Here is a 17,576-nt window from a genome sequence, read left to right as displayed (position 1 = left end):
GAGAGGCGCTTACGAGAAGAACGCGATCTTCTCAGCCTGCGTCATCTTGCGGATCGGCGCCAGCGGGTCCGATGCCGGCGCGTTCGGATCCGCGATCACGCCGCCAGCGATCAGCGCTGCGCCAAGGGACGGCGCGGCAGCTTCCACCTTAGGCACCAGATCCGGCTGCGGCGGCTCGGGTGCCAGCGCAACCTCTGCAATCTGCGCCAGCGTCATCAGATCGGGATTGAGGGCTTCGGGCTCTGCTGGCTGAACAGCGACAGCTTCAACCTGCATCACCTCAGGCTCAACGTATTGAGGCTCGGCAAGCTGAGGCTCAATAACGTCCGGCTCGCTCAGATCGAGCGCGCCCATCTCTGCGGCGACCATATCGAGGACGGCGAGGTCATGTTCGTCCTCAGCAATCCCTGCCGTTTCAGGCGCCTCCGGGACATCGTCCGCAGCGATAGCCGCGGAGGCCTCGGCCATCGTGGCGGCAAGCTCCGCGGTGGCTTCTGCGACAGGCGCGGCCGTTTCAGCGACGGTCTCTACGACCACCGTCTCTGCAACGGGCGGCTGTACGGAGGCGCGCGGCGGTTCGACGCTTGAGATCGTGACCGTCTCAGCCAGCACTTCGCTCGCCTGCGACTTGAACAACGGCGTCACGGATGCTTCGCGCGCTTCGGCGACAACGGGCTCGACCTTTTCGGCAGCCGGAGTCGGTTCGGCCTGCGCAACCGTCGCCGCGCTGCCATCGACCATCTGCTCGACCCGCTGCATCAGCAAGTCGTAGCTCGCCAGCACATCCTCACGGCCGTTGCCATTGAGAGCCTGCTGCCCGGCCTCGATAGCCTTGACCTGCGTGTCGAGCAGATCGCAGATCCGCGTGTCGGCGCCGCATTCACGCAGCGTCCAGGCGATCTCGCGAATGATGCGGGTGCCGTTACGGGCGCCGGTCAAAACCTCGTCGGCGTCGACGCGCGGCATCGCCTCGATGGCGCTGGCCTTGGCCTGACGGACGGCAGAACGGATCGCGCCGAGCGCGGCGATCAGGCTGAGCGCCGGCGCCTGCTTTTGGGCGGCGAGATTGGCTTCCAGCCGCGTGACGGCTTCGAGCACCAGGCTGGTATCGGCCGTGCGGTTGCGCTTGGCATATTCGGCGAGAAACCAGCGGCCGCGCGCGGTCTCCATGAAGGCTTCGCGGATCGCGTCATAGTCTGCCTCGCCCGGCAGGGTGGGGCGGGCAGAGATCGGCGACAGGGCAAATGCTTCTTCGGCCATCATGATAACTCGTGGCGCGCACAGGGATGCGCGGTATGTAACCATCTCCACGATCCCGTGGCGAATCGCAGTTCACCTCATGATAGCCGAATCTGCCACCCATAGCGCCCCGCAAATCCGCCGCAAATTCGCGCAGCGGCTGGCGATGTTCTACGGCACGGTGTTCGGCTCCAGCGGCTTCTATCTGCCGTTCTTCCCGGTCTGGCTGAAGGCGATCGGTATCGATCCGACCTGGATCGGCGCCATCCTTGCTGTGCCGTCGATGACGCGCTTCACTACGCTGCCGTTCATCACCGCTTTCGCAGAGCGCCGTCATGCCCTGCGCGAGACGATGATTGTCTGTGCCTTTCTCACCATGATCGGCTTTGCGACAGTAGGCACGCTACGCGAACCGCTCGCCGTGCTCCTGGTGTTCGCGCTGACGGCAGTGGTCTGGACGCCGCTCACGGCGCTGACCGATGGCTATGCGCTAAAAGGCGTGGTGCGCTTCGGCTTCAGTTACGGTCCGCTACGGCTGTGGGGCTCGGCCGCCTTCGTGGTTGGTGCGCTTGCCTGCGGTCTGGTGGTCAACTGGCTCGACGGTGAGCATCTGATCTGGGTGATTGTTGCAGCGATGGTGCTGTCGGCTGTCGTCAGCCTTGGTCTGCAGCCACTGGGCGCGCCGACAGGCGACGGCACGGTGCTGTCGAAGGCAAGCGCACTGCTACGCGACCCCGGCTTCCTCGCCATAGCGATCTCCGCCGCGCTGATCCAGGGCAGCCATGCCGGTTATTACACCTTCGCGTCGATCACCTGGCAGGCGTCCGGCCTCGACGGCCTCACCATCGCTGGTCTATGGACGCTCGGCGTGCTCGCCGAAATCATCCTGTTCGCAGCGTCGCCACGCCTGACTTTGTCACCTGCAACCATGGTCATCCTTGGTGGCCTTGGCGCATTGCTGCGCTGGACGCTGACCGCGCAAACGCTTCCGCTCCCGATTCTCGTGGTTGTGCAATTGCTGCACGGCGCGACCTACGGTCTGACGCAACTCGGCACAATGGGCCTGTTGCTGCATCACGTGCCGCCGCATGTGATGGCGCGGGCGCAGGGCTACGTCACCGCCTGCACCGGCCTCGTGATGAGCAGCATGGCAGTTCTGTCAGGCGCGATCTATGCGCGTTACGGCGAGGGCGTTTACTACGTGATGGCCGTGCTTGGCCTTGCCGGGGCGACCGTCATATGGTTCGGCCGGCATCGCGCCGGGCAGCCGCCGGGCGTTGCGGGCGATCAGCCCCAGAGTGCCGCGTCGGGCGGATAGACCGTGCTTTCGTCATAGCGCAAACCGCCGTCGCGATCCCCGGCGAGCAATAGCGGGCCATCGAGATCGACGAAGCGTGCATATTGCGCAATCAGCATCGCGGGCGCCATCGCCAGCGACGTCGCCACCATGCAACCGACCATGATGTCGAGATTCATGGCGCGCGCGGCATCGGCCATCGCCAGCGCTTCGGTCAGGCCGCCGGCTTTGTCGAGCTTGATGTTGATCGCATCGTAACGCCCGCGTAACGCCTCGAGCGAAGCGAGGCCATGCACGCTCTCGTCGGCGCAAACCATGATCGGCCGATGCACATGCATCAGCGCATCATCCTTGCCTGCCGGCAACGGCTGCTCGATCAGCGTGACGCCGGCGTTATGGCAGGCGTCGAGATTGGCTTTCAGGTTGTCCGGCGTCCACGCCTCATTGGCATCGACGATCAACTCGGATTCCGGTGCAGCCTGGCGCACGGCCGTGATGCGGCTGATGTCGTCGTCACTGCCGAGCTTGATCTTCAGCAGCGGCCGGTAGGCGGCCTTTGCGGTGGCGGAGGCCATCGCCTCGGGCGTACCAAGCGAGATCGTATAGGCGGTGGTGCAGGCGCGCGGTGCCGGCCGCTGCAGCATGTCCCAGACGCGCTGGCCCTGGCTCTTCGCTTCGAGGTCGAGCAGGGCGCAATCCACGGCGTTGCGGGCGGCACCGGCGGGCATGGCCGATTGCAAGGCGTCACGGCCGAGGCCTGCGGCAAATCGGTCCTGCATCGCCAGAATGGCGGCCAGCGTAGCCTCCGGGGTCTCGCCATAGCGCGCATAGGGCACGCATTCGCCACGGCCGGTCAAACCGCCGCGGTGGATTTCGGCGACCACGACGACGGCCTCGGTCTTGGCGCCGCGGCTGATGGTGAAGGCGCCAGCGATCGGCCATTGCTCGATCCGGGCGGTCATTAGGGCGGGGGCAGCGTCGGATGCGGACAATGCGGTGTCTTTCGGGCTGTGCCGGCAACGGCGGGTAATGACGTGTCTATAAGTTTACGTGATCGCCGTGAACTTGTTTGCGACGCAATGCCGGTGTCTGACAGGGCGGATTAAGGCTATATTAACCATAGCAACGTGTTGGCTTCACTTGGCTTCTCAGAAACGTATTTGGGCGTGTTAATACTTTGTTCATGCACAGACTGAACGCCCGCGGGAGCCTGTTTTGAGCGGCCCGACCTTGGAACAGATCGCGAAAGGCGACGGCTTGGCGCTGTGCGCGGCTGGGTCGTGGACAGCGCGTTTTGCCCCCGCGCTCGAAAAACTCGTCGGTGAGGCCGAAAAGCTGACCGGTAGCCGCCCCAACATCTTCATCGACGTGTCGCAGGTCTCCAAGCTGGATACATTCGGCGCCTGGCTGATCGAGCGGTTGCGTCGGGCGCTGACCAATGGCGGCCACGAGGCGCAGATCGCGGGCCTGTCGGCGAATTACGCGACCCTGGTCGACGAGGTCCGCCGCGTGAAGCCTGCGGTCCCGTTACCGGCAAGCGGTAGCGCTCTGACTGCCGTGCTCGATGGCATCGGCCGCAATATCTATGGCATCGGGGAAACCCTCGTCGCGCTGGTCGATATGATCGGTGCCGTGATCGCGGCCTGGTTTCGCGTCTGGCGGCATCCGTCGAAATTCCGGCTCACCTCGGTGGTGCATCACCTGGAGCAGGTGTGCTGGAACGCAGTACCGATCGTGGTCCTGATCACCTTCTTGATCGGCTGTATCGTAGCCCAGCAGGGCCTGTTCCATTTCCGCCGCTTTGGCGCCGACGTCTTCGTGGTCGACATGCTCGGCGTGCTGGTGCTGCGCGAGCTTGGCGTGCTCTTGGTGGCGATCATGGTCGCCGGTCGCTCCGGCAGCGCCTATACCGCCGAGCTTGGTTCCATGAAGATGCGCGAGGAGATCGATGCGCTTCGCACGATGGGTTTCGATGCCATCGAAGTTCTGATCTTGCCGCGGATGGTGGCGCTGGTACTGGCGCTGCCTATTCTCGCATTTCTCGGCGCGATGGCTGCGCTCTATGGCGGTGGTCTGGTCGCCTGGCTCTATGGCGGCGTCGATCCGTCGTCGTTCCTCTCGCGGCTGCGCGAGGCGATTTCGATCAACCACTTCATCGTCGGCATGGTGAAAGCGCCTGTGATGGCCATGGTGATCGGCATCGTGGCCTGTGTCGAAGGCCTGGCCGTGCAGGGCAGCGCGGAGTCGCTGGGGCAGCACACCACCTCGTCAGTGGTGAAGGGGATCTTCTTCGTGATCGTGATGGATGGCGTATTCGCGATCTTCTTCGCAACGATCGGGATCTGACGGCCATGACCTCGACGACTGCGACGCCCATTACTGAGACGCCGACGGCTGCCGCCTCCACCTCTGCCGATGCGATCATCAGCGTGCGCGATCTTACCGTGGCATTCGGCAGCCGCCGTGTGCTCGACGGCCTCAACCTGAACGTGGCGCGCGGCGAAATCCTCGGTTTCGTCGGCGCGTCCGGCGCCGGCAAGTCCGTGCTGATGCGCACGATCATTGGCCTCGTGCCAAAGGTCTCCGGCACGATCGAAGTGTTCGGCACCGATCTCGACAGCGGCGACAAGGAACGCCGCGAAGTCGAGCGGCGTTGGGGTATCCTGTTTCAACACGGGGCGCTGTTCTCGTCGCTCAACGTGCGACAGAACATCCAGTTTCCGGTGCGCGAATATCTCAAGGTCTCGGAACGTCTGCTCGACGAGATCACCATGGCCAAGCTTACCATGGTCGGTCTCAAGCCGGAGGTCGCCGATCGCTATCCGTCGGAACTCTCGGGCGGCATGATCAAGCGCGTGGCGCTGGCGCGGGCGCTCGCGCTCGATCCGGAGATCGTGTTCCTGGACGAGCCAACATCGGGTCTCGATCCGATCGGCGCCGGCGATTTCGACGAATTGGTGCGCACGCTGCAGCGAACTTTGGGGCTGACCGTTTTCATGGTAACTCATGATCTCGACAGCCTGCATACAGCCTGCGACCGGATCGCCGTTCTCGGTAATGGCAAGATCATCGCGCAGGGAACGATGGCCGACATGCTGGCCTCGCAGCATCCCTGGCTTCGGGAATATTTCCACGGCAAGCGCGCACGCGCTGTTATCGGCTAGTTGTACTGGAGTTGGTTTGATGGAAACGCGGGCGAACTTCGTCCTGATCGGAATTTTCACGCTGGCGGTGATCGCCGCAGCGTTCGGCTTCGTGTTGTGGTTCCAGAATCTGCATTCGACCACGCAGCGCACGCCGCTGCGCATCATTTTCGAAGGCGCGGCGTCGGGCCTGCGCAACGGCGGCAATGTCAATTTCAATGGTATCCGGGTCGGTGAAGTCGTCTCGGTGAAGCTCGACAATCCCAAGCGCGTCGTTGCGCTGGCGATGGTCGAGAATATCGCGCCCATTCGCAAGGACACGCAGGTCGGCCTAGAATTTCAGGGGCTCACCGGTGTAGCTGCGATCGCGCTGAAGGGCGGCGATGAAGCTGCGCCCGCGGTCCCGCTGGATACCGACGGCGTGCCGGTGCTGACGGCCGATCCGGAGCTGCTGCGGGATATCTCTGAATCGATCCGGGCAACGCTGAACAACGTCAATCGTCTGGTCGCCGACAATCAGGATACTCTCAAGGGTGCCATGAAGAATGTCGAAACCTTCACGGCGACGCTGGCGAAAAATTCGGAAGTAATCGACGGCATCATGCTGAAGATCGACAGCGTGATGGGCAAGGCCGACGGTGTCATGGGCAAGGCTGACAGCGTTGTCGCGCGGACCGACAACATCCTGCTCGGCCTGGATGCGCTCGCGGGCGGCAAGGACGGCGGCGAACTCACGGCGGCCGTAAAGTCGTTCCATGAGCTGACCGAGAACCTCGACAAGCGCTCGGGTGCTCTGATCCTCGACGGTCGCCGCACGCTCGCCGATATCAGCCGTGCGGTGAACAATCTTGACCGCAACCCGACGCGCCTGTTGTTTGGCGCCAGCAGCGGCACACCCGCGGCTGCGCCTGCACCGGCGGCGCCTCCGGCATCTGTCGCTCCGCCGCGTCGTCGCCAGCAGGCTCAATAGACACCAGTCCCGATATACATGGAGAGCGCTGATGGAGACCCAAGATAGCTTCACCATCAGCAATGGCCGCGTCACGGCGACGATCAAGGCCGATGGCGCCGAACTCTGCTCATTGAAGGATGCGCATGGGCATGAGGTGCTCTGGCAGGCCGGCGAGGAATGGCCTCGCCACGCGCCGCTACTGTTTCCGATCGTCGGGAAGCTGAAAGACGATGTGCTGCGCCATCGCGGCCAGGTCTATGCAATGACCCAGCACGGCTTTGCGCGCGACCAGCGCTTCAGCTGGACCGGGCAGGGACCTGCATCCTGCGCGCTGTCGCTGGCGGACAACGACGCCAGCCGGGCGAAATATCCGTTCGCCTTCAAGCTGGACGTGACCTACGCCATCGAAGGTGATGAGCTGGTGATCGGCTATGCCGTGACCAATACAGGCGACGAGATGCTGCCGGCCTCGATCGGTGCGCATCCGGCATTTCACTGGCCGCTGACGGACGGCGCCGACAAGCGCGCGCATACGATCATCTTCTCCGATGCTGAACCGGCGCCGATCAGACGGCTCGAGGGTGGACTGTTGCTGAGGGAGCCGGAACCATCGCCGGTGCAGGGCGGCGCACTGGCGCTGTCGGAATCGCTGTTCGTGAAGGACGCGATGATCTTCGATCATCTTGCCAGCAGGTCGCTGAGTTATAGCGCGCCTGGCGGACCGACGATCACCTTCGCCTGGGAAGGCTTTCGCGAACTTGGCATCTGGTCGAAACCATCCGGCGCTGCATTCCTTTGCATCGAACCGTGGTACGGCTATGCCAGCCCGGTAGATTTCGACGGCGAGTTCGCCGACAAGCCGGGCGTGATGCACATTGCGGTGGGCGAGACGCGCAGCTTCACCCAACGCATCGGGTTCGCATAAGGTAACTGTCGCGGCCCGTGATCCAGCAGACCGCTGCATCGAGGAGGTCCCGTCATGTCGAGAACTGCGTCCTGTTCGTGCGGTCAGCTGTCCATCGTGCTCGAAGGCGAGCCGAGGGGCGTCGGTATATGCCACTGTTTTGCTTGTCAGCGCCGGACCGGCAGCGTCTTTGCAGCGCTCGCGGGCTTCGGGCCAAGTTACAATGTGAGCGGCACCGCGACTGAATATGTCCGCACAGGGGATCAGGGGGCGCGCTTCCGATTCCGGTTCTGTCCCGTCTGCGGCACCAATCTCTTCCACACCGAAGAAGGATATGAAGCGCGTTCCGTAGCCGTGGCGGTCGGCTGCTTTGCCGATCCGGATTTTCCGCCCCCGGAGATTTCCGTCTATCACTGTCGCCGGCATGCCTGGGTGTCTTTGCCATTCGGCGTCAACATTCACGACAAGGATCCCGCGTGATGACGGCACCGGTCTGGCCCCGCGTCTAGCGCTCCGGCACAACAACAGGCTCAACAAAAAAGCGGAGGCATCGCTGCCTCCGCTTTTCGCGTTCGTATTTAATCTTGCTTAGCCCAGCCGACCCGCTGCATGCGCGAGCAGGGTGTAGACCAGGCCCGTTTCCGAGGTCAGATGGCTGCGCAGCGCTGCCGGGCCGCGTTCATCGCGGGCGACTTCGTCGAGCAGGCGTTCGAACTCGGTGATGTAGCGATCCACCGTGCCCTTGAAGTTGCGGTCCGACCGATACTTGCGAGCGACTTCGTCGAAAGCCTTCTGGCCGGCTGGCGTATAGAGCCGCTTGCTGAAGGCCTTGCTCTCGCCGCGCTGATAGCGATCCCACATTTCAGCGGCGAGCGTCCGATCCATCAGGCGGCCGATGTCGAGCGACAGCGACTCCAGCGGATTGGCCGAGGCTGCAGGCTGCTGCGGAGCCGGTGCGCGGCGCGGCGGCGTGCGATCTTCCTCGACGTGATCGGCGCGGCCGAGCAGATCCGACAGCCAGCCGTCACGGCCCTGGTCGGAGTTGGCCGGAGCGACCGACGGCGCTTCGGTGCGACGCGGCGCAGGACCACCGATATCGGGCATCGGCAAGTTCGTTGCGCTACGGGCAGGCGGCTCCTCGCGGCGTGGGGCCGGACGCGGAGCCTCGTGGCGCGCTTCACTACGGCTGCTGGCGATCGCCATCGCCGGCTCCTCGTCACGCTGCACGCTGGTGGTGCGGCTGGTCGAGACCACGTCGAGGCCGCGGCCATGACGGGCAACGATGCGGTTGAGCTCGGCGAGCGCCTCGATCTGGTCGACGATCACCTTGCGCATCTGCGCAGTGCTCTCGGCGGCTTCCTGCGGCATGTCGAGAACGCCACGGCGCAGTTCGGTGCGGGTGCTCTCGAGCTCGTTGTGCATTTCGGCAGCCATCTGCTTCATGCTGGCGACCATCGACGAGAACTTGTCGGCCGACTGCTTGAACATGGCATCGGCTTCCTGCGTGCCCTGCTGGTAGATTTCGCTCATGGCTTGCGTTGTCGCGCGGCGTTCTTCTTCCGCCGCGGTGCGGACGGCTTCGAACTGCCGGCTGATCGCTGCCGAGCCCTGACCTGCGGTCTCCGCGACGACGCGGGCGATGTCACGGGCCCGTTCTTCGGCGGCTGCCAGCGATTCATCGAGCAGGCCGGTGAAGCGGGTGAGGCGCTGATCGAGATCGGTGGTGCGCAGATCGATGGTGGTGACCAGCGATTCCAGCGCCGCCTTGCGTTCGCCGACCGACGACATCGTGGTGCGGTTGCTCTGTTCGACCAGAGCCGCGGCATCCACGAGGGCATGGCCATGGGTTTCGAACTGGCCCGAGAGTGAGCCGAGATCTTCCAGGGCCTTGGAGGTCTTGGAGGTGAACACGGTGAGCTGTTCTTCCAGCGTCTGGGTAGCCAGGCCGTTGCGCGACGTCACGTCGTTCATGGTGGACACGAAGTCCGCCACGCGGGTGACCAGAGCGCGCTCCAGCGAGTTGAGATTGTCGTGGGCGCCGGTGAGGACTTCCTGCAGCAGGATGTTGCCTTCACGCAGGCGTTCGAACAGCGCCACGGTATCGGTGCGCAGGATCTTGCTGGTTTCCTGCATCTCCGTGACCGCAGTGATCGAGACCTGACGCGACTGCTCGATGGCGGTGCGCGAGCTCTGCTCGAGATCCTTCAGCGACTTGTTGACCGCACCGGTGGCGAGTTCGCCAGCCGTGGTGATGGCGCGAGCCACGTCTGTGCTGTTGGTGACCATGGTCTGCGAGAAGGTCTGGCCGCGGCTCTCGATCGCCTTGAGCGCGTCGGCGGTGACGCGATCGATATCGACCGTGAGCTGATTGGCCTTGGCGCCCAGCGCATCGACCAGCGAACCGCGCTTGGCGTCGACCATCTGCGACAGACGGTCGGTCTGCTGCTGCACATAGGTGACGATTTCGTCCGTCTTGCCGGTCATCGTGGTGCCGAAGCTGCCCGAAGCGGCGAATACCGACCGCTCGATCTCCGACGAGGTGGTCTTGATCTTGGTGGTGATCTCGTTCGAGGCGGCAACCAGCGAGTTGTGCGCATTCTGCGCACTGGTCTGGATGTTGTCGGTCGTGTTGGCGGTGACGTTCGAGAGCGAACGCTCGATGTCGGCGGAAATCACCTTGATCTGGTTCGCGGCATCCGCCGAGGAGGTTGCCAGCGAGGTTTGCACTTCGCGAGCGCTTGAGAGAATGGCAGCCGCCGTGTCGGCGCCGACCGCGGTGAGTGTGCGCTGCACGTCGATCGAGAGCGACTTCACATGGCTTGATGCCTCGGAAGACGCCGTGACCAGCGTGCTCTGGGCTTCGCGGGCGCCGGCGACGATCGACTCGGCAGTTGCGGTGCCGGCGGTGGTCAGGCTGCGCTCCATGTCGGCCGCGAGGTTGCGGACGTGGTTCGACGCTTCGGTCGAGGCGTCGATCAGCGAGGACTGGACGTTGCGCGTGCTGGCCAGGATCGAGTCCGCGCTGGCGGTGCCGGCGGCGATCAGGGTTCGCTCGACATCGGCCGCAAGGGTGCGGACCTGCTGCGAGGCGTCGGTCGATGCGGCGACCAGTGTGCTCTGCGCGGCGCGGGCGCCGGACAGGACCGAGTCGGCCGTCGCCGTGCCGGCGGCAGTGAGCGTGCGTTCGATATCAGCCGAGAGCGACTGGATCTGGCTGGCGACTTCCGAAGAGGTGGCGACCAGGGTCGACTGGGCGTCGCGGGCACCTGAGAGCATTGAGGCCGCGGTGGCGGAGCCGGCCGCGGTGAGGGTGCGTTCGACATCGGCCGACAGTGACTTAACCTGCAGCGAGGCTTCCGAAGACGCATTGACCAGCGTGGCCTGCGCATCGCGGGCACTGTTGACGATGGCCGTGGCGGCAGTGGTGCCGACGGCGGTCAGCGAGCTCTCGATATCGGACGCCGTCAGCTTCAGCTGCGCGCCGACATCGGTCGAGACCGACACGAGGGATTCCTGTGCGGCGCGGGCACCGGCCTGAATGGTCTCGCTGGTATTGACCATGAGATGCGTGAGCGAGCGTTCGGCGTCCTCGACATTGGTCTTGATGCCGATCGAGAGTTCTTCGGCGCGGGCCATGAGCGAGTCGCTGGCCGTGCGGCCGGAGGTTTCGATACGGCCGGCAACAGCCTCAATGCGCGAGCCGAGCAGTTCCTCGAACTGTTCGACGCGGGTTTCGATGCCGCCGGCGACGATGCCGATACGACCTTCCATGCCTTCGTGGATCGTCTGGAAGCGCGCAGTGATGGTATCCGCGAACTGTGTGCTGCGGCTGTCGATGGCATCGGTGACGTTGTTGATGCGGCTGTCGATGGCCGTGATCGCCTGCGTCGTGCCTTCGGTGAGCGAGCTCGTGAAGTAGGAAAGGCGGTCGTCGATCGAGTGGATCGCCTGCACGGCGCCTTCCGTGAGCGCGGTCGTCAGGTGGGTCAGGCGGCCGTCGACCGAGCTGACTGCGAGATTCGCGCCTTCGGTCAGGGCGGTGGTCAGATGCGTCAGGCGCGCGTCGACCGACTGGACGGCCTGATTGGCACCTTCCGAGAGCGTCGATGCGAGGTTCTCAAGGCGCGTATCGATGGTCGCGGTGACGGACTGCGCCCGAGCGTCAAACGTTTCTTCAAGGCTCTTGAGACGTCCATCGACGGTCTCGTCGAACGACTTGATCCTGGTGTCAAGCGACGCATCGAGATTGACGACGCGGCCTTCGAATTTGGTCTCGAATTCTGCGAGGCGGGTGTCGAGCGACGACGTGATGCCGCCGACATTGGACGCGACGCGGGTGTCGAAATTATCGACATAGGTCTTCAGCGTTTCCGAGATGTCCTGCGTGCGCTGACCCAGGCGATCGACGACTTCGCCGCCGAAGGTCTTCACGGTGCGGTCGAATTCCGAGATGTGCTTGGTGATCAGTGCGCCCAGCGTACCGCTGTCGCGCGAGAAACGCTCGGCCAGCTCAGAGCCCTGTTCCTTCACCAGTTCGTCAAAGGCGTTCATCTGCAGGCTGAGGGTGTCGTGCGCGGTTTCCGTCTGGCTCGCGACCTTGGCGACCAGTGCGTTGACGGTGGCGTCGAGGGACTCGCCCGCCTTGTCACCTGACGTGAGGATCTGGTTGGCCAGGCGGTTGCCGGCATCGTCGATCTTGCTGACGAGGTCGCCGCTGCGCAGCTCGAGTTCGAGCAGCAAGCTATCGCTGGAATTCTTCAGCGAGTCGTGGACCTGTTCGGTACGATCCGACACGCGATCGACAATCGTGGACGAACGCTGTTCGAATTCGCTGGTGATGCGGTCGATACGCTCGTTGAGCATTTCGTGGACGCGGTCGGCGAGATCGACGAACTCGTCGTGTACGTGGCCGGTCTTGAAGTTGAGGCTGGTGGTCAGACGCTCGCTGGCGTCGAGCACCGCGCGGGTGGTCTCGGCGCTGGCCTCTTCGAGGCGGTCGAGCAGGTCGCCACCACGCTCGCCGAGCGCGAGGATCATGTTGTCGCCGGCATTGCCGAGCGCACGAGTGATGTGTTCGCCGCGCTCTTCGAGGGCGCCGGTGATGCTCTTGGCGACTTCGTCGACGCGCGATGCGATGGCGTCCGAAATCAGCGCGATGTCGTGGCGAAGATCGATCTGCACACCCGAAATGGCGGAGCGAACCTGCTCGGCCTGACCGACCAGGTTGTCGCGCTGATGCGCGATGTCCTGCAGCAGCGCGCGGATGCGGACTTCGTTGTCAGAGTAAGCGCGCTCGAGCGCGGAAACTTCGTTGGCGACGAGGGTTTCGAGTTCGCCGGCACGCGCAATCGCGCGCTCGACGCCGTCGCCCATCGCGGCGACTTCGCGGCGGATCGCCTGGCCGACCGTGACCATCGAGTCGCTCGCCGTGCTTTCGGGCTCGGAGAAGCGGATCGCAACCTGTGCCATCGACTGGGCGATCAGGCGCATTTCCTGGCCGCGCCAGGCGAGGCTGGCGAGGAAGTAAAACAGCAGGATCGGGGCGAACAGCAGCGCGGCGAGACCAGCCAGCGCCAGCGTGCCGCCGGAGCCCTGACCGATCAGGGCCTGCAGCGACGGCAGGAACGCAACGGTCAACAGGCCTGCGCCGACGATCCACAAGCCGGCGAACAGGGTGGCGAGCGTATAAACGTTGCGGGCAGGGCGGTTCTTCTGCAGCGCCTGCAGGATCTGGCCGATAGTTTCGCGGTCATCGTTCGCGGGACGGCGCGCAAAGCGCTGATCGTCCAGCGGTTCGAAGCTCGGGCGATCATTGGCGATGCGTGCGTCGAAGGCGTTGTCGTCGAGGTCGACGGGGGAAGATGGATTGGTGGGGGCGTTGTCGGCACGGATCGCGGGTTGATCGCGATCGACATGCGCGGGGTCGCTGATGTTGAGTGCTTCCTGGATGGCAGAGAGCGCGACTTCGGTCGGATCCTTGGCCTTTTTGGTGTTGTTTGCCATGCTCGTTCCACGCCCCCTGATTACGCAACTGACAGAAGTCCCCACGATTCGTTCCCGCCTGCAGCATGGCGACTGGCCATGTGCACCCCGCGGGACGAATTTCGGACTGCCGGTCGCTCGGCTTGTCCGCTACTTCCGCAAACATCCTATTGGCTTGGTCGTGCGAATGAAATGGTTCTGGTTAAGACATTCTTAATGATAGTTAACGGCTTCCCCCGGTAACTTCTTGTAGCGCCTCAAATAAACGGAATGGCCCCTCAATCGTGGCGAGTTTGCGTCAAAACTGCGTCAACCCAGCGGATTGTACCTAGAACGTTCCGTTAACCAATTCCGTGTTTGGCTGCAAAAAATCGCAGCCGGATCGTTCGGTTGGCGGGAATTTGGGCCATCATCAATGCCGCTTCACCTCGAACGGGTTCAATGGATGCCGTCACCGCCGCTGGTTCCCGATGACGGACCGATCGATTTCCCCCACCTTCAACGTATGACTATGGGCGATAGCAGCCTGGAACGTGAAGTTCTGGCGATGTTCGCGGCCCAGTCGAGCGAGTTGATCGAGAAGATCGTCAAAATGCCGGCGGATGCAGCTGAACTCACGCACAAGCTGAAGGGCTCCGCGCAGGCGGTCGGCGCGTTCCGCATCACGGAAGCTGCCGAATGGCTGGAAACGACGCTGCGCGACAGCAGCGATACCTCTGAGGCCCTGATGACGCTCACTGACGCCGTTCTCGAGGCGCGGGCGGAGATCGACGTCCTTCTGAAACGGTCCTGATCCCCAAGGGATCAGCTTTGATCCCAAAAGGGATCGTTTTTGATCCCCCAACAAGGGGTCATGCTTGGCCCTGCTTTTCTAGATGACGGTTTTGCTGCGGAGCGCTGGCGCGATCCGGATCGACCCGTTATAGGACAGCCGGTATCTTCCTTTCGGCAGCGCGAGCATCATGGCCAAGATAAACTTTGTCGATCACTCCGGTGAGACCCGCAGCATTGACGCCGAGATCGGCTCCACGGTGATGGAGGCGGCCATTCGCAATGCCATCCCGGGTATCGAAGCCGAATGTGGCGGCGCCTGCGCCTGTGCCACCTGCCACGTCTATGTCGACGAAGCCTGGCAGGAGCGCGTCGGTGCGCCGACGCCGATGGAAGAGGACATGCTGGACTTCGGTTACGACATCAAGCCGAACTCCCGGCTGTCGTGCCAGATCAAGATCACCGATGCACTCGATGGGCTTGTCGTGATCACGCCGGAACGCCAGGCCTGAGCTTCCCAAGACTTGTTATTTACTGCGCGTTCAAGCCGCGCAGCATCCATGGCTGAAACCGGTCGACGACGTCGGACGGGATCGGCGTTGGCTGGCGGCTGGTGAGGCCAACCATCACGGTCGTTGCGATCGCCGAGGCCATGCACTTGCCTTCCGAAAACACCACCTGCGAATAGGTCACCGAGGTCCGGCCGATCTTGGTGACGCCAAGCCCGAGCTCGATCTTGCCGGGCCAGTGCAATTCGGCGCGAAAGTGAATATCGAGCCGCGCCAGCACCCAGCTTTGCCCCGGCGCGATCAGCCCGCATGCCGGGTCCCGCATCAGCAACACGCGGCTGGTTTCGAAATAGCTCGAATACACCGCGTTGTTGACGTGGTTGTTCGGATCGAGATCCGCAAAGCGCACATTGTCCGACAGGCGATAGGGATAGTCGTCGAGGACGGGCGCCGGGGCGCGGGCAGGGGCGTTCACGAAATTGATCTCCAGCAATGCTTGGCAGGTTTGCGCCTGTTACAGCGCAGTTGCACAGCCCAGGCAAGGGCGGGACACATGCTGATTTCAGGCCGAGCCGCTGTGGCTTTCCCCGTGTGGCGCCGCTAGGCTGGACGCAATTGCCGGATGGCGCCGGGCTCTGCGATCTCGCAGGGCTGGTTCAACCGAGAAAAAACACTATGGGCGAAACGATCAAGACGGACGTGCTGATCATCGGCGCCGGCCCCTGCGGACTGTTCGCCGTTTTTGAACTTGGTCTGCTCGATATGAAGGTCCACCTCGTCGATATCTTGGACAAGATCGGTGGCCAATGCGCCGAGCTCTATCCTGAAAAACCGATCTACGACATTCCTGCGATTCCGCTGGTCACCGGTCAGGGGCTGACCGAAGCACTGCTGGAGCAGATCAAGCCGTTCCATCCGACCTTTCATCTGAATGAAATGATCGAGACCATCGAGAAGATCGGCGATCCCTTGTTTCGTGTCACGACGGATGCCGGCCAGGTGTTCGAAACCAAGGTGGTGGTGATCTCCGCCGGCGGCGGCTCGTTCCAGCCGAAGCGTCCACCGGTGCCGGGCATCGAAGCCTATGAAGGCACGTCGGTGTTCTACGCGGTGCGCAAGATGGAGCAATTCCGCGACAAGGATCTGCTGATTGTCGGCGGTGGCGATAGTGCACTGGACTGGACGCTCAACCTGCATCCGGTCGCGCGGCGCGTCACGCTCTTGCATCGGCGCGATGATTTTCGTGCTGCGCCTCACAGTGTCGAGCAGATGCGCAAGCTCGTGGCAGCCGGTCAGATGGACCTGCAGATCGGTCAGGTCACCGCGCTCGAAGGCGAGGGAGGCCATCTCACTGGGGCTGTCATCAAGGGCAATGACAACGAAAGTGTCCGGATCGACTGCAATACGATCCTGCCGTTCTTCGGCCTGACCATGAAGCTCGGTCCGGTCGCCAACTGGGGCGTCACGCTGGAGAACAACCTGATCCCGGTGGAGACGGCGTCGTTCGAAACCAATGTCCCCGGCATCTTCGCCATCGGAGATATCAATACATATCCCGGCAAGCTGAAACTCATCCTGTCCGGCTTCCACGAGGGCGCGCTGATGGCACAGAAGGCATATCACTACGTCTATCCGGACAAGCGCCTAGTGTTTCAGTACACGACGTCCTCCTCCAGCCTGCAGAAGAAGCTCGGCGTTAACTAACTTCGGCTAGTTGTTGGAATCATCTTGTATGACGGAGATGCAAAGGCGGTTCGGATCGCCGGTAACCGCGTCGGGTTCGGTGGGGCAGCTTGTGGCAAAGCTGTGGCCGCTGACACAATCGGACATCCGGCGCGCGATCGGCAATCTTGCAAAAGCCATCAACCGCGGTCACTCTCTCGTCGCGGAAGATTGATAGTCTATGCAATCGGATCGAGTGCGGACTCGGCGGATGCCTGGACGACGAACTGCACTGGGGAAGGCGATGGCACAACTTCGATCCCGACGTCTGGCGCTCACAGTCGCCTCAAGTCTGGCCGCATGCGCGATGTTTGCCGGCCCTCTCCACGCCGCTGAGCCGACTGCTGCCGGGCTTTGGCAGAAGGTTGAGAATAACAAGCCTGTCGTCTGGGTTCTGGTGGTTGATCATGGCGGCGGCGTATTCGAAGGCGCGATCGCCAAGACGTTTCCGAGCCCCGATGACAAGCCGGGCGACGACTTCTGCGGCAAGTGCGTCGATGACCGGAAGGGCCAGCCAGTGCTGGGCATCTCCTTCATCCGCAACATGCAGCAGCAGGGACTGAAATACGAGAACGGCAACATTCTCGATCCGCGCGACGGCAAGGTCTACAAGGCCAAGATGAGCGTCAGCGCCGATGGTCGGGCGCTCACCGTGCGTGGCTATTGGGGCATTGCGCTACTCGGCAAGGACGAGACCTGGTACCGTCTGCCCGACACCGAAATGGCCTCGCTCGATCCAACCGTGATCGCGAAATATGTGCCGACCCTCGCGGCAGCAGCCGTGAAGCCGCCAACCGTCGGTAATGCGGCCGCGAAGGCCCCCGTCGCGCCGATGAAGAAGGCCAGCAACGTGACCCCGGGTAGCAACGTCGCGCGCTGATCGCCACCAACTTGCTTGTGGCTCCCCCACAAGCGAAGACTGTCCAACACCCCACATTCTGGAAGCCGACGCCATGGCGCGTCGGTCATTTCGCTGCCAATTCAATCGTGGCGCGCCAGCTTCCAACGGTGCTTATCGGCTCTCTCCGGACGTCATTTATTTGAATACCGGATCATA

Annotated in this window: 14 protein-coding genes; 10 read left to right on the top strand and 4 right to left on the bottom strand. The window is 63.2% G+C overall.

Annotated features, from left to right (window positions below; genetic code table 11):
- Positions 1 to 9: 9 nt before the first annotated feature.
- Entirely contained in the window at positions 10 to 1,263 is a 1,254-nt protein-coding gene (locus CHC01_RS15915; RefSeq protein ID WP_089265216.1) for a hypothetical protein, read from the bottom strand.
- A 76-nt stretch (positions 1,264 to 1,339) separates the two neighbouring features.
- On the opposite strand from CHC01_RS15915, the gene CHC01_RS15910 reads away from it, so the two are divergent.
- The gene (locus CHC01_RS15910; RefSeq protein WP_089265215.1) at positions 1,340 to 2,557 is read left to right on the top strand and encodes an MFS transporter; all 1,218 of its coding nucleotides are present in this window, start codon (positions 1,340 to 1,342) and stop codon (positions 2,555 to 2,557) included.
- Here the strand turns inward: CHC01_RS15910 and dgcA are convergent.
- Positions 2,527 to 3,498, bottom strand: a complete 972-nt coding sequence (gene dgcA, locus CHC01_RS15905) for an N-acetyl-D-Glu racemase DgcA (protein WP_089265214.1) — start codon at positions 3,496 to 3,498, stop codon at positions 2,527 to 2,529. The genes CHC01_RS15910 and dgcA overlap by 31 nt on opposite strands.
- 253 nt (positions 3,499 to 3,751) lie before the next feature.
- Here dgcA and CHC01_RS15900 point away from each other — a divergent pair, with 253 nt between their 5' ends.
- From CHC01_RS15900 to CHC01_RS15880, 5 genes are read left to right on the top strand one after another with little or no spacing between them, the layout of a single operon-like run.
- On the top strand, positions 3,752 to 4,882 hold the full coding sequence (locus CHC01_RS15900) for an ABC transporter permease (protein WP_089265213.1): 1,131 nt from the start codon (positions 3,752 to 3,754) through the stop codon (positions 4,880 to 4,882).
- A 5-nt stretch (positions 4,883 to 4,887) separates the two neighbouring features.
- On the top strand, positions 4,888 to 5,700 hold the full coding sequence (locus tag CHC01_RS15895) for an ABC transporter ATP-binding protein (protein ID WP_089265212.1): 813 nt from the start codon (positions 4,888 to 4,890) through the stop codon (positions 5,698 to 5,700).
- A gap of 19 nt (positions 5,701 to 5,719) precedes the next feature.
- Positions 5,720 to 6,649 (top strand): MlaD family protein, encoded by a 930-nt coding sequence (locus tag CHC01_RS15890; RefSeq protein ID WP_089265211.1) that lies wholly within the window; start codon positions 5,720 to 5,722, stop codon positions 6,647 to 6,649.
- A 31-nt stretch (positions 6,650 to 6,680) separates the two neighbouring features.
- Positions 6,681 to 7,556, top strand: coding sequence for an aldose 1-epimerase family protein (locus tag CHC01_RS15885; protein WP_089265210.1), 876 nt, complete (start codon positions 6,681 to 6,683; stop codon positions 7,554 to 7,556).
- Positions 7,557 to 7,610: 54 nt separating this feature from the next.
- Complete coding sequence (locus CHC01_RS15880) at positions 7,611 to 8,015, top strand: GFA family protein (RefSeq protein ID WP_089265209.1); 405 nt, start codon at positions 7,611 to 7,613, stop codon at positions 8,013 to 8,015.
- A gap of 108 nt (positions 8,016 to 8,123) precedes the next feature.
- On the opposite strand, the gene CHC01_RS15875 is transcribed toward CHC01_RS15880, so the two are convergent.
- Positions 8,124 to 13,538: an apolipoprotein A-IV repeat region-like domain-containing protein gene (locus CHC01_RS15875; RefSeq protein ID WP_089265208.1), complete on the bottom strand. Its 5,415-nt coding sequence runs from the start codon at positions 13,536 to 13,538 to the stop codon at positions 8,124 to 8,126.
- Between the two features lie 424 nt (positions 13,539 to 13,962).
- On the opposite strand from CHC01_RS15875, the gene CHC01_RS15870 reads away from it, so the two are divergent.
- Both CHC01_RS15870 and CHC01_RS15865 read left to right on the top strand, forming a co-directional pair.
- The gene (locus CHC01_RS15870; protein WP_502695661.1) at positions 13,963 to 14,310 is read left to right on the top strand and encodes an Hpt domain-containing protein; all 348 of its coding nucleotides are present in this window, start codon (positions 13,963 to 13,965) and stop codon (positions 14,308 to 14,310) included.
- Positions 14,311 to 14,479: 169 nt separating this feature from the next.
- Entirely contained in the window at positions 14,480 to 14,800 is a 321-nt protein-coding gene (locus CHC01_RS15865) for a 2Fe-2S iron-sulfur cluster-binding protein (RefSeq protein WP_089265206.1), read from the top strand.
- Positions 14,801 to 14,819: 19 nt separating this feature from the next.
- Here CHC01_RS15865 and CHC01_RS15860 read toward each other — a convergent pair whose 3' ends face one another.
- On the bottom strand, positions 14,820 to 15,272 hold the full coding sequence (locus tag CHC01_RS15860) for an acyl-CoA thioesterase (protein ID WP_089265698.1): 453 nt from the start codon (positions 15,270 to 15,272) through the stop codon (positions 14,820 to 14,822).
- Positions 15,273 to 15,472: 200 nt separating this feature from the next.
- Between CHC01_RS15860 and CHC01_RS15855 the strand changes: the two genes are divergently transcribed.
- Both CHC01_RS15855 and CHC01_RS15850 read left to right on the top strand, forming a co-directional pair.
- The gene (locus CHC01_RS15855) at positions 15,473 to 16,501 is read left to right on the top strand and encodes an NAD(P)/FAD-dependent oxidoreductase (RefSeq protein ID WP_089265205.1); all 1,029 of its coding nucleotides are present in this window, start codon (positions 15,473 to 15,475) and stop codon (positions 16,499 to 16,501) included.
- A 262-nt stretch (positions 16,502 to 16,763) separates the two neighbouring features.
- Entirely contained in the window at positions 16,764 to 17,399 is a 636-nt protein-coding gene (locus tag CHC01_RS15850; protein WP_089265204.1) for a DUF2147 domain-containing protein, read from the top strand.
- Positions 17,400 to 17,576: the final 177 nt, after the last annotated feature.

It is taken from the genome of Tardiphaga sp. OK246 (genome assembly GCF_900188215.1).
GTDB lineage: Bacteria > Pseudomonadota > Alphaproteobacteria > Rhizobiales > Xanthobacteraceae > Tardiphaga > Tardiphaga robiniae.
Note: the sequence above shows the minus strand (reverse complement) of the source record. Positions and strands in the feature narration are given on the sequence as shown.